General features: G+C 48.7%; 14 protein-coding genes and 1 pseudogene. 13 read left to right on the top strand and 2 right to left on the bottom strand.

What is annotated here, in order from left to right:
* Positions 1-27: 27 nt before the first annotated feature.
* Positions 28-1176, bottom strand: a complete 1149-nt coding sequence (locus ACTNDQ_RS11590; protein WP_441064656.1) for an SLC13 family permease — start codon at positions 1174-1176, stop codon at positions 28-30.
* A gap of 179 nt (positions 1177-1355) precedes the next feature.
* Here ACTNDQ_RS11590 and ACTNDQ_RS11585 point away from each other — a divergent pair, with 179 nt between their 5' ends.
* The 7 genes and pseudogenes from ACTNDQ_RS11585 (at position 1356) to ACTNDQ_RS11555 (ending at position 8547) form a co-directional block, all read left to right on the top strand.
* Positions 1356-1727, top strand: a complete 372-nt coding sequence (locus tag ACTNDQ_RS11585) for a hypothetical protein (protein ID WP_441064655.1) — start codon at positions 1356-1358, stop codon at positions 1725-1727.
* Between the two features lie 421 nt (positions 1728-2148).
* A pseudogene (locus tag ACTNDQ_RS11580) lies at positions 2149-2883 on the top strand (VirB4-like conjugal transfer ATPase, CD1110 family); the annotation flags it as partial.
* Positions 2884-2899: 16 nt separating this feature from the next.
* A complete protein-coding gene (locus ACTNDQ_RS11575) occupies positions 2900-3667 on the top strand; it encodes a BRO family protein (RefSeq protein WP_441064654.1) in 768 nt (255 codons plus the stop codon).
* A gap of 35 nt (positions 3668-3702) precedes the next feature.
* A complete protein-coding gene (locus ACTNDQ_RS11570; RefSeq protein ID WP_441064653.1) occupies positions 3703-5841 on the top strand; it encodes a CD1108 family mobile element protein in 2139 nt (712 codons plus the stop codon).
* Complete coding sequence (locus ACTNDQ_RS11565) at positions 5838-6146, top strand: immunoglobulin (RefSeq protein ID WP_427796879.1); 309 nt, start codon at positions 5838-5840, stop codon at positions 6144-6146. Before ACTNDQ_RS11570 ends, ACTNDQ_RS11565 begins: the two co-directional genes overlap by 4 nt.
* A 59-nt stretch (positions 6147-6205) precedes the next feature.
* Positions 6206-8332, top strand: a complete 2127-nt coding sequence (locus tag ACTNDQ_RS11560; protein WP_441064652.1) for a YodL domain-containing protein — start codon at positions 6206-6208, stop codon at positions 8330-8332.
* Complete coding sequence (locus ACTNDQ_RS11555; protein ID WP_427796881.1) at positions 8329-8547, top strand: transposon-transfer assisting family protein; 219 nt, start codon at positions 8329-8331, stop codon at positions 8545-8547. The genes ACTNDQ_RS11560 and ACTNDQ_RS11555 overlap by 4 nt, the downstream gene beginning before the upstream one ends.
* 59 nt (positions 8548-8606) lie before the next feature.
* On the opposite strand, the gene ACTNDQ_RS11550 is transcribed toward ACTNDQ_RS11555, so the two are convergent.
* Positions 8607-9503, bottom strand: a complete 897-nt coding sequence (locus ACTNDQ_RS11550) for a hypothetical protein (RefSeq protein ID WP_441064651.1) — start codon at positions 9501-9503, stop codon at positions 8607-8609.
* Between the two features lie 4 nt (positions 9504-9507).
* On the opposite strand from ACTNDQ_RS11550, the gene ACTNDQ_RS11545 reads away from it, so the two are divergent.
* The 6 genes from ACTNDQ_RS11545 (at position 9508) to ACTNDQ_RS11520 (ending at position 21721) form a co-directional block, all read left to right on the top strand.
* Entirely contained in the window at positions 9508-9852 is a 345-nt protein-coding gene (locus tag ACTNDQ_RS11545) for a TnpV protein (RefSeq protein WP_441064670.1), read from the top strand.
* A complete protein-coding gene (locus ACTNDQ_RS11540; RefSeq protein ID WP_441064650.1) occupies positions 9780-12419 on the top strand; it encodes a hypothetical protein in 2640 nt (879 codons plus the stop codon). The genes ACTNDQ_RS11545 and ACTNDQ_RS11540 overlap by 73 nt, the downstream gene beginning before the upstream one ends.
* Before the next feature lie 533 nt (positions 12420-12952).
* A complete protein-coding gene (locus ACTNDQ_RS11535) occupies positions 12953-13543 on the top strand; it encodes a SpaA isopeptide-forming pilin-related protein (RefSeq protein ID WP_441064649.1) in 591 nt (196 codons plus the stop codon).
* Between the two features lie 63 nt (positions 13544-13606).
* Positions 13607-14077, top strand: a complete 471-nt coding sequence (locus ACTNDQ_RS11530) for a helix-turn-helix domain-containing protein (protein ID WP_114002924.1) — start codon at positions 13607-13609, stop codon at positions 14075-14077.
* A gap of 130 nt (positions 14078-14207) precedes the next feature.
* Positions 14208-14309, top strand: coding sequence for a putative holin-like toxin (locus tag ACTNDQ_RS11525; protein WP_015524590.1), 102 nt, complete (start codon positions 14208-14210; stop codon positions 14307-14309).
* Between the two features lie 200 nt (positions 14310-14509).
* Complete coding sequence (locus ACTNDQ_RS11520; RefSeq protein WP_441064648.1) at positions 14510-21721, top strand: DEAD/DEAH box helicase family protein; 7212 nt, start codon at positions 14510-14512, stop codon at positions 21719-21721.
* Positions 21722-22427: the final 706 nt, after the last annotated feature.

The raw sequence follows: 22427 nt of genomic DNA, 5'->3' as shown, positions 1-22427 counted from the left end.
ATAGCTTTTGTAATTCCGGGAAAACCTTTATCTAAGAAAAAAATACAATATTAACATGAATATCATGAATATAATATTGGAGGCTGTGAATATTCCCAAATATTTCCCTCTCAGATTCCTGTTTTCTTTTGCAATATATTTGAAACTTATCAGGCTTGCCATGGATGCAATCAGAGTGCCGAGACCTCCAATATTGGTTCCGACAATTAAAGCCCGGTAATTATCTGTAAAGCCGGATAAAAGAAGCGCAGCGGGAACATTGCTCATAATCTGACTGGCAAGAACAGCAGTAAGTGTTTCCCTTCCTGCCATGATTCTTTCCAGAAAACTGCTGAATTGCGGAATCCTTCCAAGGTTGCCGATAAAAATAAATAATGCGATAAAGGTGGCAAGCAGGGAGTAATCCACCCTGCTTATATTTTCCCTGTTTCTTAGCAGCATATATATAAGAACCAATACAAGAGGAATCTGGTATGGAATGATACGTGCAACAGTGAGCAGGCAGATTGTAAATAAGATCAGGTAAGCGGCCAGGTATTCCATGTTAAGTTCTTTTCTGTCAGAGAATCCCAAAAGAGTTTTATCTTTTTCGGAACCGCATACGTGAGGTGCTTTGGCAGCGGCTACCTGTATCCATATCAGAAGAAGGATAAGTGCTGTGGCGGAATAGGGAAGCATCAGGGTTATTAATTCTGCCGCGGACATCCCTGCTCTGGCATATAGATAAAGGTTCTGCGGATTTCCGATTGGTGTGAGCATGCTTCCGAGATTAGCAGCGATTGTCTGTATGGCTACTATTTTAAGAAGCCAGTAATTGCCCAGTTCCTTTGGCAGTTTATGCACAATGATCAGTGCAAGAGGAACAAAAGTAATCAATGCCACATCATTGGTGATCACCATTGACAGGAAGAAACATAAGAGTACCAACAGCCTGATCACACCCACAGTTCCCGATGTTCCCATAAGCAATTTTTGGGCAAGTATATCAAAAACACCAACAGCCTTCAAACCAGCTACAATTGCCATCAAACAGAAGAGGAGCCCGAGAGTCCTGAAATCGATATAAGTAAAATAAGCCTTATCCGGTCTGACCCAGAACATAGAAAGAAGCGCCAGGATCACTGCAATTGACAAAACGGTTTCTTTCCTGAAAAAAACATATAATTTTTGTAACATAATATTTCCTTTCCGGTCTGATACGACCGCGTATAAGTATATCACAGAAACATCCAGAAAAAAAGAATATCATTTTGTATTGTGGATTGTGTTTGCGATTACCGCCTCATTTCTGTATAATAAAAATGTTATCAATGGCGACATCATTTCAAAAGTTCAGAATATGAAAGGAAAACGTTTTGGAAGAACTATACAGAAAATATCAGGGAAAAACAATAAAAGATGACTATGGGAAAAATTCCAAGGAATTTATAGATTTTGCAAATGACATGAAAAAGAGCATGAAAATTAATGCCGCAAAATATGGATTAAGGCTTATTACCTTTGAGACGGGGCATTACGATATGTGCGGATATTTTAAGGACAACGAAACAAAAAAGTATGCATATTTTTCATTCCATGAATGCAGGAACCACCCCATAGATTTCGACATGATGAACTCTAAGGGATTTCTCGTCCGTTCTGCAAAAGGATTGAACGATTGCACTGGAGGATACAACAACTTTACGGATTTGAAGGGATTTTTCCAATTTTCTCTATTTTTTTCATAATGATCACCACTTTCCAACTTTTTCATAAAAAAATATCGTACAGGACTTTCTGATGTATAATGAATTTGACCCAAAACATTACAAAGGAAAGTGACCCTGTACGACAAAAACATTATACAACGAAAAAACACTGATTGGTAGACTTCATCAATATTTTTTGATTTATTTTGAAACTTTTTCTGTTCCGACAGCAGATACCTTATTTCTGCTGATATTATCCATACTGACCTTAGAATCTGCACATTCCATCCGGTTTCTGTATCAGCATTTTTTATCCGAAATAACGGAGAAATCACTGAATGTATTTTATTATGCATGTTCCTATAATATTGGATATGGATGTTCATGTAATGCAGTTAAATGATTAAAGTGAAGAAAGATTTTAGCACTGCATTTTAAAGATATTAGAAGATTAATTAAGTTGCAGCCGGTGGAAAAGACCATCATCGACCGCTGTGTCCGCATGGTCTACCGGGATTATCTGGCCGACCCCGTGCCGGAAAACATGCCGATTCTGGAGGATCTGTACAATGCGCTGCTGACGCAGGAGGAAAAGGAGGCACAGTACATCGCAACAGCTTTGGAAATCTACGTTCACGGCTCTCTGAATGTGTTCAACCACCGCACCAGCATCAACATCGAAAACCGCATCGTGTCCTTCGATATCAAGGAGCTGGGCAAACAGCTGAAGAAAATCGGTATGCTGATCGTGCAGGACGCGGTGTGGAACCGCGTCACCATCAACCGCGAGGCGCACAAATCCACCCGCTATTACATCGACGAGATGCACCTTTTGCTCCGCGAGGAGCAGACGGCGGCGTACACGGTGGAAATCTGGAAGCGCTTCCGTAAATGGGGCGGCATTCCCACCGGCATCACACAGAACGTCAAAGACCTGCTTTCCTCCCGCGAGGTTGAGAACATCTTTGAAAACTCCGACTATGTGTTCATGCTGAACCAGGCGTCCGGCGACCGGCAGATTCTCGCCAAACAGCTGAATATTTCTCCCCATCAGCTCTCGTATGTCACCCACAGCGGTGAAGGCGAAGGGCTTCTTTTTTACGGCAGCACGATTCTTCCGTTTGTAGATCACTTCCCGAAGGATACGGAGCTGTACCGGATCATCACCACCAAGCCGCAGGAGCAGGCTGGATAAGAAAGGACGAAAAGATATGGAAAACAGGATGCAGATATTTCAGAATGAGGAGTTCGGGCGTATCCGTACCTTTGTCACGGAGGACGGAATTCCCTGGTTTGTTGGAAAAGATGTGGCGGACAACCTCGGGTACCAAAACGGTAGTCGAGATATTAACCGCCATGTAGCACCGGAAGACCGGACAAAAGGAATGGTCTTTGACGGAAATCAACGGAAAGAGACCATTCTTATCAATGAATCCGGGCTTTACAGCCTGATCCTCTCCAGTAAGCTGGAAAGCGCCAAGCGCTTCAAGCACTGGGTGACGAGCGAAGTTCTTCCCTCTATCCGCAGGCACGGAGCCTATATGACCGATGCGCTGCTGGAACAGGCGGCAGGCAATGCCGATGTGGCGGCGCAGGTCGTGCGGGCGCTGTCGGAGGAACGGAACCTCAACAAAAAGCTGGCCGGACAGCTGAAACAGGCAGAGGCGCAGCTGACCGTGGCACTTCCAAAGGCAGCGTATTTCGATGCGCTGGTAGACTGCCCAGACTGCACCGGCATCCGGCTCACCGCCAAGGAACTGGGTGTTCCCCAGAGCATGTTCACGGCCTATCTCGTCAGGAAGAAATATGCCTACTATGACAGCAAAGGCATCATGCATCCTCACGCCCTTCCGTACCGCAACGGTCTGTTCGTTGTCCGCGAATTTATCGCGCCCAACGGGCATCGCGGCACGCAGATGCTGGTTACGCCCAAGGGCAAACAGGTATTTCTGGCCGAACGCGCGGAGATCATCGGCTGAACAATACCACAACCATACGAATCGAGGTGATGCACATGGCAAAACGCTCGCCCCGTCTTCTGTTTACAGAGGAGGAGCTGGAAGCGTCGGAGCTTCAGAAGCCCATTAAAAAGGCGGAGAAAGCGCAGAAAAAACTCACAAAAGCTGAGTCGAAAATCCCCAAAAAGAAGATCGTTCAGAAACAGCGCGTCTATGACCCGAAGGAGAATCAGGTCGTGACGCGCCTTGTTTTTGAGGGAACCGAGAAAAAGCGCCCGTCCAAGCTCACCCATGCCGCAGCGGTCACTCCGCTCAATGCGGTTTCGGCAGTATCCCACCGGGAACTGCACGAGGATTCGGACGGCAGCGTTTCCGCATCGGTCTCCCATGAAGCCATCAGCAGCGCCGAGGGCGGCATCCGCACATTGGATACCGCCCACCGCACATTGCAGGATAAACCCTATGCCAGAGCGCTGAAAGCAGAACGCGCCGCTGACCGGGCCAATCTGAAGGCACTGTACAAGGAGGCAGAACTTCAGAATCCGGAATGGGGCGCAAGCCCGGTCTCCCGGTTCCAGCAGAAGCGCGCCATCAAGAAAGCCTACGCCGAGGCCAAGGCCGGAAAGGCTGCGGACAACACGGTCAAAGCGTCCGAGGCTGCGGCCAAAGCTGTGAAGAAAACCGGTGAGGAAACATCCAAAGCCGTTCAGTTTGTCGCCCGGCACAAAAAGGGCTTTGTGATTCTCGGCGTCATCGGAATGATGTTTCTGTTTGTCTCCGCTGTGATGTCCAGCTGTTCCGTGATGATGAGCTCGCTCACATCCTCCGGCGTGCTGACCACCTATCCCAGCGCCGATGCGGATATGCTGGCGGCGGAGGCGCAGTATCTGGCGCTTGAGGCAGAGCTTCAGGAGTATCTGGACAATTACGAAAGCACCCATGATTACGACGAATACCATTTTGACCTGGATGAGATCGAACATGACCCCTATGTGCTGATTTCCATGCTGACCGCACTCTGGGAGGGAGAATGGACGATTGATGAGGTAGGCGGTCTGCTTCAGACCATCTTCGACCGCCAGTACACGCTGACGGAGGATGTGCAGGTTGAAACCCGTTACAGAACAGAGACCCGCACCGGCTATTACACGGTTACAGACCCGGAGACCGGCGCGACCAGCATCGAGGAATACGAATATGAAGTGCAGGTTCCCTACGATTATTACATCTGTACGGTGACGTTGGAAAACTTCAATCTGTCCCATCTGCCGGTCTATCTGATGGATCAGGATCATCTGTCCCTGTACTCCTATCTGGAAACGGTAGCAACCGTCGAATGCGGCGGACAGGTATTCACCGCAAAGGGTAAAACCGTGCTGACCGCCGGCTGGAAAAGCTATGCGGCAGGCGAACAGAAGGAAAAGGTGCTCCCTCCGATGACGGAAGGACAGTCCATTGACAGTTTTGCCGTTTCGCTGGAAGAAGGAAAGACAAAACCGCCTGCCCGATACACCGAGGATACGCTGCTTTCTGCTATGGAGACTGCCGGGGCGAAAGAGATGCCGGATGATGCCGAGCGCAAGGGGCTGGGCACACCCGCCACCCGCGCCGGGATTCTGGAAAAACTGGTTTCCTCCGGCTTTGTGGAGAGAAAGAAGAACAAAAAGGCGGTCAGCCTGGTTCCTCAGGACATCGGTATCTCCCTGATTACGGTGCTTCCGGAACAGCTCCAGTCTCCGCTTCTGACTGCGGAATGGGAGAACATGCTGAAGGAGATCGAGCGCGGCGAGCTCTCTTCGGAGGCGTTTATGGCGCAGATCAGCCGCATGGTTTCCGAATTGGTGTGCGATTACGAGCCTGTGAGCGGTGCGGAGGTGCTGTTTCCGTCCGGACGACCGGTGGTCGGAAAATGCCCCCGCTGCGGCGGTCCGGTTACAGAGAGCAAGACCGGCTTTTTCTGTGAGCGCCGCGACTGCCGCTTCGGGCTCTGGAAGGACAACCGCTACCTGTCCGCAAAGCACATCATTCTGACAAAAAAGATGGCGGAGGCGCTTCTGAAGGACGGCAGAACATTTGTCAGCGGCATGTACTCCGAAAAGACCGGAAAAAGCTATTCCGCCTACCTCGTACTGACGGACGACGGGCAGAAATCCAGCTATGCTCTGGAGTTTGACAGGGAGAAAACCGGCGCATGAAGCTGAGCCCCGCAGAACGCGAAACAATTATCCTGTTTTCCGATGCAGACGATACCGCCAGCGTCTACACCTATGACAGGAGGCTGATTAAAAAGCTGGACGCCCTTTGCAGAAAATGTCCGGAAGAAGTGTATGAGGAGAAAAAGCGCTCCTCTGCCGGTGCGAAAAGCTATATTGTGCCGAAAAGCTGTGTTTCCGTCCGCGAGCCGTTTTCCAGAGCGCGGCGCGAGGCGGCAAGCAGACGCGCAAAGGAGGCCGGCACTGTCCCGCCGGACAGAAGCAAAGGCAGCAATTCGGATGAATAATGCAGGGAGATGGGCGCGGGGCTTCGGCTCTGCGCCCTGTTTCCCGGAAAGGATGGTATATGGCAGAAAAACAGAGCAGCCGGGACAGGCTGAAGGAGATCACGGCGAGTATTGAGGACGGTATCAAGGAGCTGTTCCAGTCGGAGAGCTATGCGCAGTATCTTCAGACCATGAGCCGGTTTCACCATTACAGCGTAAACAATCAGGTGCTGATCCACATGCAGAAGCCGGACGCCACGCTGGTGGCGGGCTTCAACAAATGGAAGAATCAGTTCGGCAGAAATGTCATCAAGGGAGAACACGGCATAAAAATCATTGCTCCGACTCCTTTCAAGAAGAAAATCGAGCAGGAAAAGCTCGACCCGGATACGCAGCTTCCCATGCTGGATGCGGACGGGAAAATCATTACGGAGGAAAAGACCATCCAGATTCCCATGTACAAGCCGGTGACGGTGTTCGACGTTTCACAGACCGAGGGCAAGCCTTTGCCCCAGCTGGCTCATGATCTGTCGGGCAATGTGGCGAATTACGATGTGTTCATGGAGGCGCTGCGCCGCTCCTCTCCGGTTCCCATTTCCGTTGAGGTGATGGGCGGCGGTATGGACGGTTACTTTGATCTGGAGCATCAGGACATCGCCATCCGCGAAGGCATGAGCGAGGTGCAGACGGTATCTGCGGTCATACATGAGATGGCGCACGCGCTGCTTCACAATCGAGCCAAAGATACTGAGGAGAAAACACCGGAACTTTCCCGCAGTACCGAAGAAGTGCAGGCAGAAAGCATCTCCTATGCGGTGTGCGCTTATTACGGCATCGCTACCGGCGACAACAGCTTTGGCTATATCGCGTCCTGGTCAAAGGATAAAACCCTGCCGGAGCTGCGGGAAAGTCTGGAGGTAATCAGCAAAACCGCAGACGGCCTTATCAACGATATTGACCGCCACTATGCGGAAATCCTGAAAGAGCGCGAGGCGGAGCTGATTGCTGCTGAACCTGCCATGGCGATGGAGCGCCTTTATGTCGTGGATGAGCGGTATCTTCACGTTCAGCGCACGGACACCGGTGTGGATTACACGATTTACGATAAGGCATCCATGAAGGAAATCGACGGCGGTCAGCTGGATATGGAGATCAGCACGCTGGCTGAATCGGCGCTGGAAATCTGCAACTCCCACGGAATCGGGCAGAACGCCCCGCTTCAGGTTGCGGATATCGGAATACTGGATGAGTTGCAGGCTGCGCAGGATGCAGCGATTGCCATCGAGCCGCCTGTGCAGGAGAACCCGGAGCCGGAAACGGATATTCCGCCTGACCCGGCGATTTCCGTGGAGGCGCGGAATGCCTACGGCTATACGGATGATGCGATGCTCCCGCTGACAAAAGAGCGCGCCATGGAGCTGTTTGAACGCGATGTGCCGGTATATCTTCTTTATGGGGACAATACCGAGGCAATGGCTTTTGAACAGACAGAGATTCTGAACCACGACGGCATCTTCGGCATTGACCGCGCAGACTGGGAGGCGGTAAAGGAGCAGTTTCCCGTCATCACGGAAAACAGATGGCAGAAAGCCTTCCAACAGAATCCGGCAGACAGTTACTGCATTTATCAGCTCCGCAGAGATCCGGAACTGGCAGAGCTTCGCTTTATGAATTCTCATTATCTCCGGGAACATGGGCTTGAGCCTGCATTTGACCATTACGAGGCAGTCTATTCTGGGGCGCTCCCGTCTGACGGCAGTACAGAAGCCCGTCTGGATGATCTGTACATGAAATTCAACACCGCCCACCCGCAGGATTATACCGGCCACAGCCTGTCCGTCAGCGACATTGTTGTCTTAAGGCAGCAGGGTGCGGTAAGCTCTCATTATGTGGACAGCGTGGGCTTTGTTCAGCTTCCGGCGTTCCTGCCAGACAATTACCTGAAAAATGCGGAGATGTCCATGGAGGACGATTACGGGATGATCGACGGCATCATCAACAACGGTCCAAAGGAACAGCCGGAGGTCAAGCCAAAGGCTCCCGATCTTTCGGCACTGTTTGAAGCGGCCAGACAGGTCGTTCAGGAAGATAAGCAGGTTTCTGAATCGGGCAAAAAGCCTTCCGTTCTGGCCATGCTCCATGCACCCGCGCCGTCCAGAAGCGAAAAGACCGCGCAGACAAAAAGCGCAGAAAGGGATCTGATATGACGAATTTCACCAATGACGAGATGAATCTGATGTGCATCTACAGCGCCGGCAGCAGCCGTACCGACCTGATGCAGAAACTCACGGAAATGAAGAAGTACCTGGAGCGCGATGAGGTACAGCTGTTGTCGCTGACCGAGGGGACGCTTGCAAAACTGGGAACAATGACCGATGAGGAGTTCGGGCAGCTGGAGCTCTACCCTGATTTCGATATCTGATTCTATTCCGAAAAAAGGTGCAGACGCACCCGATTTCGGAATACGGCTTGATTCCTATTTCAGATTTTTGCGGGAAACCGCAGAAATCTGAAACAGGATAGTTCTAAATCAAAATATGTGGAGGAAGAAAGCGTTCGTGTGATACGGGCGCTCTTTTCTTTTGAAAGGAGACGTGATCTATGGTAAGTAAATTGCAGGAGTACCGAAGAATGTCGGAAGAGGCGCAGCGGCAGTTGACCGGAAGCCTGGAGCGCTGGCAGTCCTTCCTCGCCACCGCGTCGAGGCTGTACAAATACCCGTATCACGAACAGGTCATGATCCATGCCCAGCGCCCGGACGCCACCGCCTGTGCGGAGTTCGACGTCTGGAACAATACGATGCGCCGGTATGTGCGGCGCGGTTCCAAGGGTATCGCGCTCATCGATACCAGCGGAGACCGCGAGCGACTGCGCTATGTGTTCGATGTTTCGGATACCGGCACCCGGCCCAATTCCAGAAGCCTGAACCTGTGGGAACTGCGGGAGGAGCATATTCCAGCCGTGTCTTCTATGCTGGAGAAAAACTACGGCGTTCCGGCAGGCGAAAACCTTGCCGATCAGCTGGAGACCGTGGCTTCTCAGCTGGCGCGGGAATACTGGGAGGACAACCGCAGGGACATTCTCGGCATCCTTGAGGATTCTTTTCTGGAAGAGTATGATGAATTCAACGTCGGAGTGGCCTTCCGGAATGCCGCCGAGGTCAGTATCAGTTATTCCCTGATGCTGCGCTGCGGTTTGGAGCCGGAAAACTACTTTGAACACGAAGACTTTATGAGCGTTTTCGATTTCAACACCCCGGAAACGGCGGGCGCGCTGGGAACGGCGGTGAGCGGCATCAATCAGCAGGTGCTGCGGGAAATCGGAGCGACCATCCGAAACTATGAACGCGAACAGATCGCGGAAAGGAGCACAGAACATGGAAATGACGTACAGGCAGAACGGGGATTATCTGATCCCGGACATCAGACTGAGCGAACAGGAGGAGACACCCATCGGGAAGTACGGTCAGATGCGGAAACAGTATCTGAAGGAGCATCGCCCGATTCTCTGGAACCGTCTGGTGCTGTCGGAGCAGCTGTATCCGCACCTTCGGGAGATCGACGGGACGGCGCACCGGAGGCTGGACGAGCTGATGCCGCAGATGGCGAAGCAGACCGGCGTGACGGAGGAACTGAAGCGCAGAGACCCGATGAAATGGGCGGGCATGATGAATACGCTGAAGGCACAGGCCGAGGAGATCATTCTGAACGAGCTGGTGTACAATTAACAGCCGGTGAGCCGGAGCCTCCGGAAGAACTGAATAGCGGATATACTGCCGGGGCAGAGTTTGAACAGCTCTCCCTGAACCTTTTCCTCTCGGAACAGGAGCAGATATCCCAAATTGATGAAGCGGATCGCACAACCGAAGTGCTGTCCGCTTTTTCTTTTTCCCAGACGGAAATCGACGATATGCTCCGTTTTGGCAGCAACACAAGCCATGCCAGAGAGCATATCGCGGATGCGTTCCAGAAGCAGAAGCCGATTGAGGAAATCGCGGTGCTGCTGCAAAGGGAATTCCATGGTGGCTACGGCATCCGGGGCGAACACGGCGATTATGCCGCGTGGTATGACGGGGACGGCATTCATCTGCACAAAGGCCGTGAGGCCAGATACGCCGCTGATTCTCATGTCATTACATGGGAGGCTGCGGCGGAAAGAATCGGCCAACTGCTGGAAGAAGGCAGCTTTGCTTCCAATGTGGAGCTTGCCGAGGCTGGTGGGCGTGTCCGTTCCGAGCTGGCGCAGAGCCTGCTCTATCTGAAGCATGACCTGAGTGAGGAAGCAAACCGGGTGGGCTACTTCTCCTCCATGGACGATCTTCCTGCCGGTTATCCGGACGCCACCGCAGCGCTTGCGGAGAAAATGGCGGACAACACTTATGTCGATACGCTTCGCGGCGAATTCCTGACATTCCTAAATGACTATGCGGAAAACAGAGAACTTCTGCGCTTTCATTATCACCGGATGGATGAGCTGTGGCAGGGAGTCAGGGACATCTCCGCTGAGCGCCGGGGATATCCGGACGGGCCTGCCGAATTTGCGGAACCGCAAAGCTTTATCACCGAGGATGAAATCAGCGAAGTCCTTGCCGGCGGCAGCTCTGTGGCGGGCGGAAAGGGCAGAATCTACGCCTATTTTACCGCAGACCACACCATGAAGGAAAAAGCGGATTTTCTGAAACAGGAGTACGGCATCGGCGGACGCTCCCACGCGCTGTCCGGAGCAGACCATTCCTCCGAAGATCACAGTGCCAAGGGCATCCGGCTGACCAAAGGCGGATGTGCCTCTGTAGAGCTGAACTGGACGAAGGTTGCCGAGCGTATCTCCTCCCTCATCCGGAAGGACAGGTACTTCACCCAGGAGCAGAAGGATACCTATGCGCGGATGCACGATGAACCGGAAATCTCTGAACCTGAAGAACCTGCGCAGGAGGAACCTCCTGTCATAGAAGAATCCGCGTCCGAGCCGATTAAGCAGCCTGTTTCTGAACCGACTGCTGCGCCGGAGCCTGTCACAGCCGATGAAATCAGCGATGCACTCATCCGCTGGAACGGCAGTTTTGAAAGCAAGGCCCGTGTCAACGACTATATGCAGGTGCATGGGAGGGAGCGCGGAGCTGCCGCATGGCTGAAAGATGAGTTCGGCGGTGCGGATAGCTTTTCCGTTGTTACCAACCATGGAATGCTGGAATTGCCGTGGGCGAAAGTGCAGCGTCAGTTGGGGATTCTGGTGAATGACGGACGCTTCTTTACCGAGGCCGACCGGATGCTAGCGCAGGCGGAACAGATTGCTGCCCAGAGTGAGGTCGAATCTTATGAACGCTTCGCTGTCATTGAAACGGACGATGGCTACGGCATCTGGGACGATCTGCACGACGGCCTCTATGTGGATGAGGAAGGTGTGACTGCCGACTTCGATTCCGAGTGGGTGGCAGAGAACTATCTGATCGAACTAAAAGAGAAAATTGCCCAGCGGGAAGCTGCCGAATGGGAGTATGTGGAGCAATCCAAATATGAGGCGCAGACCGAGGAAAACGATGCGGCGGATATGCAGGCGGGTATCGCTTCGCCGGAGAAAACTGAACCTGCGGAAATGGAGTCTGTACCCCATTTTCAGGACGATAACGACCTGATCGGCGCGGAACTGACACTGGACGGCAGGCGCTTTGCGGTGGATGAGGTCAGGGATGGCCGCGCCTCCCTGCGGGACATTACATTCCAGAACGGAACCGGTTTTCCCATTTTCCGCAATGAACCGGTTGAGACCGTGCGCGGGATTCTCTTCCCGGAAAAGACGACGGTGCCCCAGGTGAATCTGGAAGCCGAACTGACCGAGGCAGAGCTTGCCCTGATGCGCCCGCAGCTGGACGCGGCAGGGATTGACTACCTGGTTGCCAATGCCGGGTACAACAGACGGACCATCAGCTTTTCCTCCCAGCATTATCGGGAAGTACAGGATATGCTGGATGCGCTGCCTGAGGAACTGGAACAGCCTCGCTTTACCGTGGAGCTGACTTCCGATGCTTTTGAAGAGCCGTTCATCATCCGGGATAATTCCGTGCCGGAGGGACGGGACGGCCAGTATTATGATGTGGGCGGCATCTATCAGACGTTTCGTTCAGAGCAGGAGGCGCAGAAATACGCCGACAGGCTGAATGGCAAGGAAACATTTGAACAGCCGCAGATGACTTCCGAGACCGAGGCAGTTTACCCCGGCGAGCAGACCGGACTTCCCTATGACATCGTTACAGAACGGTTGCACACAGAGCCGGAGCATCGTGGATATGTTTGCTAAGCGTGAAGAAGTGGAGTATTTTGCACATCTAGATTAATGCTGAAAGTGAGACTGATGGGAACAAAAAATGATATTGCATGGTTTCAGAAAATCCTGCAGCGTCATCCTAAAATTGAAGTTATGGAATTATCGGAACTTTATTCCAATAAAGGGACGAGCAAATATTATAGAGCTTATGCTGAAATTGAAAAAAGTAATGTAAATAAAAAATAGTAGAAAAACAGGAGAATTATATCATGTGCAAAATAATCGCAAAGGAGGCACCTAAGTACAGTATATTGCACCATATTGGAACGTCGAAAGCAACGAACAGTGAGCAGTTGCACATGCTATGACCTGTTGGTAAGGAAAGCACACTGTATAACTTACCTTTATCGTTGTGAGAGCGGAGGCACGAGCGACGAAGCTCCTGTAATGGGAGTGGAGCAATAGCCTCTAGTGGGAGGATTGGTCTGTCTGCCAGTCGACAAAACAAGTTTAATAAAGTAATGCAGTTAACATTCATAGGTTCGAGTATGACTAAAGGCTATATTGTGGCAAATAAAGTGACATTTGAGGTTAAGGACACCGGAGATGTTCAGGGAGCCAAAATGGAAGATGAACAGGCAATGGGCAAGGTAATCTTAAATAAAACGGATAAAGATACCAAGAAGCCAATGAAAGGTGTAGAATTTGCCCTTTGTGACAGCAAAGGTAAAGTTCTGGAAACTCTGGTAACAGACAGTGCTGGCCATGCAGAATCAAAGAATTATCCGATTGCGACTTTTAAGAATGGGCAGTATAAAAAAGCAATCACATATATCCTGAAAGAAACAAAAACACTGGATGGCTATCAGCTTGATGAAACCGAGCATAAGATTCAGTTTGAATATGTCAATGACCGTACTCCTGTGATTGAATATACTCTGGATCTGACAAATAAGAAAGCTCCGGAAAAAGACACTCCGGAAACATCAGAAAACCAGGGAGTCAGCACTCCTGGTTCCCATGGTTCTGATGCGACTTCTGTATCCAATTCACCAAAAACAGGAGATAATACAAATATTGCTATTTTTGTGCTGGCACTTGCAGTATCAGCAGGATGTCTGGGAACTGTAGTGACAGTTAAGAGAAAACGCAAATGATAATATAAATAGTGTTCTGGGGCTGTGGTTACTGCACAGCCCCATTTTGAAAAGGAGAAGAAATTGAAATTAGGAGCAAGAATAAGAAAAATCCGTATGTTTCGCAACATAACTCAAAAGGAATTGGGACGCAGATTAGGATATGGGGAAAGTAGTGCGGATGTGAGAATCGCCCAATATGAAAGTGGACAGCGTACACCGAAGCAGGAAACGCTTATCCGGATAGCAGAAATATTGGAAGTTGATGTCCGAAATTTTTTAAGTCCTGGAATTGCGACAATGGACGAATTAATGGAAACTTTATTCTGGATGGATGAAGAAAATAGAGGGCTTTTTCATCTGTTCCTGCTAAATGATTCAGAAAGTGAAATAGTTGGAATCACAATGAGGGATAAAAAAACAATGTCTTATCTGCAGGAATGGATGGGGAAAAAGCAGAAATTGGGCGATGGAAGAATCACAGAAGAGGAATATCTGGAATGGAAACTGCATTGGCCAGAGAATAAGAGAAAAACAGAATATAAAACCGTATGAAGTAAAAAGGAATTGCTTTGCGGAGAGTTACCTGTTAGAATATTACTGGAGTAACCGTGTACAGGGTTGGTAAAAACCTCCTGGATTTTCAGATTCCGTTAAGGGATACAGAAGAAGGGAGGTGGAGCGAATGGATACATACGAAGTCTTGAGCTTATTGTTCTTAGGCGGTACGTTTCTGATTGCTTTGCTTGCCTATTTGGATAATAGGGACAACAAGCGAAAAAAATAGCCTACCCTGTCTGCCAACAGGATAGGCAGCTCTCTTTGAGAGCAAAATAAATTAAAACCTAATCCAGGAGCATCCACCTTGTGGGCGGTTACTCTTTTCAATTAGAATATAGCATTTTCTCTCCGAAAAGTAAAGTACATTTTATGCAGCCAATTCTAAAAAAGAGTGGGCTGTTTTTTTATTGATAGGAGGGAAGTTTAATGTCTAAACTACAGGACATCCGAAACTTGGTGCAGGAACATGCCGTATCAGTGAGCAGTTCGCCAGGGGATTGGATGGATTATATGGACACAGCATCAAGGTTATATCGTTATTCTTTTTCAGATCAGCTTCTGATCCATGCACAGCGTCCAGACGCAACAGCCTGTGCATCACTGGAACTATGGAATGAAAAGATGTTACGCTGGGTAAATCGTGGTGCAAGAGGAATTGCCTTGTTTGATGAAACCTGGCAGAATACCAAACTTCGTTATGTGTTTGATATTTCGGATACCCACATGGTAGCCGGAGGCAGAAGCCCATATCTTTGGAAGATGCAGGAACACCAGAGAGAAGAGATCCTCACCCATCTGGCAGAAGTCTATGCTCTGGAAGAAAAGGATGCGGCAACTTTGCAGGACGCATTGATGGCGGTCGCAAGGGAAATGGTCAATGACAATCTGGAGGAATACCTGGATGGATTGGAATATGCTGTAGAAGGTACTTATCTGGAAGATCTGGATGAGGTGACGATCCGCAGTGATTTTCGTCAGCTGGCAACAGACAGTGTTTACTATCTGCTTTCCAGGCGATGCGGGCTTGACCCGATGGAACTTCTGGAAGAAGAGGACTTCATGCATATCACAGATTATAACCGTCTGTCAGTTCTCACCTTCCTTGGAAATGCGGCAAGCCAGCTCAGTGAGAGTATTCTGATTGATATTGGAAAGACCGTACATAAAATTTCTCTGGAAGAAGCGAGAAAAGAGGTTGAAAATTCCAATGAAAGGAATTATAATAACTTTACCACGTTAATGCACGAAATTAAAAACCAGGATGCAGAAACGAAAAAAGAAGAAAATATTGAAAATGAAGGAGGAACCGATTATGGAACTGACATATCATCGCAAGGGAGATTACCTGTTTCCGAATCTGACCGTCGAAGAGGAAGAAGTGACGATCGGGAAATATGGGATGCTGCGGAGGACATTTCTGAAAGAACACAAGAACAGCCTTTATCAGAGCCTGTTCCTGACCGGGAAGCTGAACAGCCATCTGGAACAGATCGAGAAAGCAGCACAGGAGAGAATGGACAGCCAGATGGAGAAACTGCTGGAGAAGAATCCGGCACCGGACAAGGAAGCAGATCCGATGGCATGGACAGCACACATGAACGCACTGATGGCAACAGCGGAAGAGAGCATCTTGACGGAATTGGTATACAGTTAGTCGAAGATACAAGAGAAGATGGATTGAGTAAAGCAGAGGAAGAGATCGCCTCTGCTTTATCTTTGCCCGAATATCCCACCGCAGATGAACAAAGGCGGCAGATCGAGGAAAGAGCAGCTGCCCTTTATGCCGGAGAAATCCAGATTCCAGAGGAAGTTGTCGATGAGATTTTACGGACAGGAGGAAACCGGAAAGCCAGCCAGCTCCGGATCATCTATAATTTCATGAGTGAACAGACACCGGAGGAATATACGGAGTTTGTGAAGCGTGAATACCGCAAAGGGGGAAAAGGTTTTCAGATTGATGGAAATGAATATTCGGTCTGGTTTGATGAAACCGGGATGCAGATCGCAGTAGGGCATACAGTTACAGACCATATCTTAGATAAGGCATTTTTATCATGGGAAGATGTCAGCGGACGTATCCATCAGCTTTTAGACCAGGGTGAATATGCACCGCAGTCTGTATTGGATGCGGCAAGAAGTAATGCAGTAAAAGAACACGCCCAGGCTCTTGCTTATATGAAAGGGGATATGGCAGAAGGAGTAGCGGAGATTGTTTTCGATGAGGAGGATTTACCACATCTTCGCAGTATCTATCCGGAGATCACGGATTATCTGGAAGAAAAGCTGGAGGATCTTCAGTGGCTTTCGGAACTGAATGAAAGACTGGATGCACTGGCAGAAGCCTATGAAGAAAATCATTTTATTATGCGTTTCCATCATTATAATCCTATAAATATCTCAAAGCAGTTTCAGAAGTTTGCGGATGAGGTGATTCCTTATCAGGCTAGGGAGGGCTTTGCCTGGAAAGAACATCCGATGTTCATTACACAGGATGAGATTGATGCTTATCTTGCAGGAGGTGGAGCGTATTCGCAGGGCAGGCTTAGGACGTATTCCTTTTATCTGCTGCATGAAGATGAAAGATCGAGGACAGGTTTTATCAAGGAACAGTATGGGATCGGTGGAAGCAGTCACGCACTGTCTGGTGCCGATGATTCACACGCAAACTATGATGGAAAAGGATTGTTTCTTGCAAGAGGTGCTTATGGGAATCCATATACGTCAATTTTATTATCCTGGAATAAAGTTGCAAACAGAGTAGATTATCTGATAAAGAATGACCAGTTCCTGCAGGCAGAAGATTATGCTCGTATGCCGGAATATGAACGGGAGCAGATGGCGAATAAGGTACTCCGCTTTTATGACCGTCTTCCGGAAGAGATAGACAGACCATTTACGGATGATTTCTTCTGGGAAAAACCAGGAAAAGAAATGGTGTCAGTTTTAGAGAATCCAGAGCAGACAGAAGAACTGTTACAGAAGATGGATGCAGCATTGGCAGCTCTTCCATTGGATTTTGAAGCGTATGGGACAAATTACCAGCAGAAAACAGAACTTCTTTCAGAACTTCACCAGTATGCAGAAGGAACCTATACGATTTTCCCGACACCGGAAGCAGAACCGTCTTTTGCGGAACCATCCGGACACCAGATGACCATGTTTGATTTCTTGGATACGAAGGCAGTGGCAGAACCGACCGTAGTAGATATGTCAGATGTGGAGGAAATAGAAGAGGAAGAGGTTACTGCCAGAGAAGATATTCTGGAAAATCAGAAACAGGAAACAACGAAAGATTCTGGGGAGCGGGAAGCAACTGAATCAGAAGAAAAGATAACAGCTAAAACAGCAGAAGAACTGGCAGAGTCCTGGGATGAAGGTGTTTTTGAATATCTGGGGTATCATTTTGAAGCAGTAGGGGTATTGCCGGAAGGAATAGAAGGAAAAGATTTGGTTGCACAGACCCGTTCCAATACAGAACTGCATTTATCAACCTATCATACAGAAGATTTCCCAAAGTATTCTTATGATGATTTTTATGCAGTCAGCAATGCACCAACTGCCGATGTGTTCCGGTGTCTGGAAACCGGACGCAATTATATTCCCGGAGAAAATGAACTGTTTGGATATGAGGGAGAATTCCAGCCATATTTAAAACCGGAAGTAGAAAAGATTGTAACAAAACCACACAACTTCCATATCCGGGATAATGACCTTGGTGCAGGCGGACCTAAAGCAAAGTATAAGGCAAATATGGAAGCCATCCATTTGTTACAGACTTTGGAGAAAGAAGAGCGTCTGGCAACACCTGAAGAGCAGGAAATCTTATCCCGTTATGTTGGCTGGGGTGGTATCCCACAGGCATTTGAGGAGAGTAACAGCAGTTGGGCAAATGAGTATCTGGAATTAAAGAATACTTTATCGCCAGAAGAATACAGTGCAGCAAGGGCATCGACCTTAAATGCTTTTTATACATCCCCGATCGTGATCCGAAGTATGTATGAAGCATTGGAAAACATGGGACTGAAACAGGGAAATATCCTGGAGCCGTCCTGTGGTGTCGGTAACTTTATGGGACTGATCCCGGAGAGTATGAGCAAAGCCAATATGTATGGTGTGGAACTTGACCCGGTTTCGGGCAGGATCGCAAAACAGCTTTACCAGAAAAACAAGATTGCCGTGCAGGGATTTGAGGAAACCAGTTATCCGGACAGCTTTTTTGACTGTGTGATAGGCAATGTTCCGTTTGGAGCGTATCAGGTCAGTGACCGCAGATATGACCGGCATCATTTTATGATCCATGATTATTTTATTGCAAAATCCCTTGATCTGGTGCGTCCCGGTGGCGTAGTGGCTGTGGTAACTTCCAGTGGAACGATGGATAAGCAGAATCCGGCAGTGAGACAGTATATCGCAAACCGGGCAGAACTGCTTGGAGCCATCCGATTACCGAATAATGCGTTCCAGAGAAATGCCAATACCAGCGTTGTTTCTGATATTCTGTTTTTCCAGAAAAGAGACAGGGCATCCATTGAGGAACCGGAATGGTTAAATTTAAAGGAAATGCCGGAAGGCTATTCAGTCAATGCTTATTTTGCAGAGCATCCGGAAATGGTGCTTGGTGAATTTACCACAGAAAGCACTCAGTATGGAAAGCAGGAAGTGACTGTAAAACCAAAAGAAGGCGTTACCTTAGAAGAACAGTTAAAAGAAGCTATCAGGAATATCCATGGCATGATCACGGAACTGGAACTTTCGGATACAGAGCTGGAGGAGGATGTTGTCTCTATCCCGGCAGACCCGGATGTAAAGAATTTCAGTTTTACCGTAGTGAATGAGGAAGTCTATTACCGGGAAAATTCTGTGATGAACCGCATGGAGCTTCCAGCAATAACAGCGGAACGTGTCAAAGGGATGGTGAAGATCCGTGATGTTACGAATGAACTGATCCAGTGTCAGATGGAAGAGGGAAGCGATGAGCAGATCACAAAGCTGCAGGAAAAACTCAATGAAGAATACGATACCTTTACAGCAAAATATGGTCTTATCAGCAGCAATGCCAATAAGAGGGCATTTAGCCAGGACAGCAGCTATTGTCTTTTGACTTCTCTGGAATTTCTGGATGATAAGGGAGAACTGAAACGGAAAGCGGATATTTTTACCAAAAGGACAATCCGCAGGGCAGAAACGGTAACTTCCGTGGATACTGCCAGTGAAGCACTTGCGGTTTCCATTGGTGAGAGGGCAGGCGTTGACCTTTCCTATATGGCACAGCTTTCCGGGAAAACAGAAGCAGAACTTACCGAAGAACTGGCAGGGGTGATCTTTAAGAATCCGATCAGTGAAAAATGGGAGCCGTCGGACGAATATCTTTCTGGAAATGTGAGGGAGAAACTGCAGATCGCAAAACAGTTTGCAGAAGATCATCCGGAATATCAGGTGAACGTGCAGTATTTGGAGCAGGTACAGCCAAAAGATCTGGATGCGTCAGAGATTGAGGCAAGACTTGGGGCAACCTGGATCTCCGAGGATTACATTACAAGGTTCATGGCAGAGACATTTCATACACCAAGATATTATGTAGGGAGCAAGGTCAAAGTCCAGTATGCCGAAGTGACCGGACAATGGAATGTTATGGGAAAGAATGTGGACAGCTACGGAAATGCCCTTGTCACTTCCACTTATGGAACACAGAGAGCCAATGCCTACCGTCTTTTGGAAGATGCCTTAAACCTTAGAGATACCAAGATTTATGACACGGTACAGGATGCCGAGGGGGAACACCGGGAATTAAACCGGAAGGAAACAATGCTGGCACAGCAGAAGCAGGAGCTGATCAAAGAGGAATTTAAAGAGTGGATATTTAAAGACCTGCACCGACGGGAAGATCTCTGTAAGATTTATAATGAACGATTTAACAGCATCCGTCCACGGGAATATGATGGAAGCCATATTCAGTTTGTCGGCATGAATCCGGAGATCACCCTGATGCCGCACCAGAAAAACGCAGTGGCTCATGTGCTGTATGGAAATAACACCCTTCTGGCTCATTGCGTAGGAGCAGGGAAGACGTTCCAGATGATCGCAGCCGGTATGGAATCAAAACGGCTGGGACTCTCACAGAAGAATCTTTATGTCGTGCCAAACCATCTGACAGAACAGTGGGGCAGTGATTTCCTACGTCTCTATCCGGGAGCAAATATCCTGGTGGCAACAAAGAAGGACTTTGAGCCGGCAAACCGAAAACGTTTCTGTTCCCGTATTGCGACAGGAGATTATGATGCCGTGATCATTGGACATACACAGTTTGAGAAAATCCCCCTTTCAAGGGAACGGCAGATTGCCATGCTGGAAGATCAGATCGCAGATATTACGTTTTCCATTGAAGAAGCGGCACATCAGGCAGGACAGAATTATACCATCAAGCAGTTGGAAAAAACAAAGAAGAGTCTGCAGGCGAGGATGAAGAAACTCAATGACCAGACCAGAAAGGATGATGTAGTAACTTTTGAGCAGTTGGGCGTAGACCGGCTGTTTGTGGATGAAAGTCATAGTTTTAAGAACCTTTTTTTGTATACAAAAATGCGGAATGTGGCGGGTATCTCACAGACGGATGCACAGAAAAGTTCGGATATGTTTATGAAATGCCGGTACATGGATGAACTGACCGGCGGCAGAGGGATCACCTTTGCTACAGGTACTCCCGTATCGAACAGTATGACGGAGCTTTACACTATCATGCGTTATCTCCAGTATGACACACTCATGCGTATGGGTATGGGACACTTTGATTCCTGGGCGGCAACGTTCGGGGAGACAGTAACCGCAATCGAATTATCACCGGAAGGAACGGGCTATCGTGCGAAAACACGATTTGCCCGTTTTTTCAATCTTCCGGAGCTGATATCCATTTTTAAGGAAGCTGCGGATATTCAGACTTCGGATATGCTGAATCTTCCTGTACCGGAAGCAGAGTTTATCAATGAGGTCTTGAAGCCAAGTGAAGAACAGCAGGAAATGGTCAGTGCTTTTTCAGAACGTGCCGAAAGTGTAAGAGGCGGTCTTGTGAATCCGACAGAGGATAACATGCTCAAGATTACCAATGACGGAAGAAAATGTGCCCTTGACCAGAGATTATTGAATGAGCTTCTTCCGGATGCAGAAAAAAGCAAGGTCAATACCTGTGTGGAAAATGCTTTTCAGGTATGGGAGGAAGGAAAAGCAGACCGGACAACCCAGCTGATCTTCTGTGATTTATCTACACCAAAAGGAGACGGGACATTCAATGTATATGATGATGTCCGAAACAAACTGGCTGCCAGAGGAATCCCGAAAGAAGAGATTGCTTTTATCCATGAATATAACACGGAGGCAAAGAAAGCGGAACTGTTTGCAAAGGTACGGGCCGGACAGGTGAGAATCCTCATGGGTTCCACTCCAAAACTCGGTGCTGGTACCAACGTACAGGACAGGCTCATTGCTCTCCATCACCTCGACTGTCCGTGGAAGCCGTCTGATCTGGAACAGCAGGAAGGACGTATCTTAAGACAGGGAAACCAGAATGACAAAGTAAAGATATTCCGGTATGTGACGGAGAACACTTTTGATGCGTATATGTGGGTGCGACACGAAGTCGCTTAATTTAACTGTTTGGCGGTAATTCCGACCAAACCATCCATTCCGTTGGATGAAGCCAATATCCCCGGCTTTGCCAGTAATGGCATTGTTCGGAAGCGGATATAAAATGGAACCCTATTTGGAGCAAATCCCGTGAGGGAGAAGCAAAACTGCCAGCTACAAGGCGGTTAGGGTGCAGGCTTTCTGATAGCATGGTTAATTAACTGAATCACCGTAAGCTTCGTTAAGGCTGAACAAGCCAAAGTAGCTGACAGGCTTGAACCAAAAGGTGTGCAGTTGGATATTCTTCTCCACGATAGGAATACACGGACATAAGACTGCCGGAGTAGAGGTGGAACCTAAACTATCAATGATTGTTGATTAAGTGGAACGTGTCAAGCCCGTATTCTCGCCTGCAAAGGCAAGTGGACCGTAAGGGAAGCCGTTGGGAATGCGGGTAAAGGATTGCGGAGGAAGCGAATGCCGACCTTGTAATGAGGACGGATAGGGGTTCAAAATTTGCCCCACCCGAAAGGGGAGCAGAATTCCGCATGGTGCTTAATTACGAGAGAGTTTATAGAATTTTTGAAAGGAGTAAGGCAAATGAACATGAAAATGTGTGCGACTTCTGACATTGCTAATGATATTGTCAATATTGGTTGACACATTTATCTCAAAGATATCACTGCCTATGCAGCCAGTCCCAGAGATTCGTAGTATCTCTGGCGCT

This window comes from Blautia massiliensis (ex Liu et al. 2021), assembly GCF_052064225.1.
In the GTDB taxonomy this organism is placed as follows: domain Bacteria; phylum Bacillota; class Clostridia; order Lachnospirales; family Lachnospiraceae; genus Blautia_A; species Blautia_A fusiformis.
Note: the sequence above shows the minus strand (reverse complement) of the source record. Positions and strands in the feature narration are given on the sequence as shown.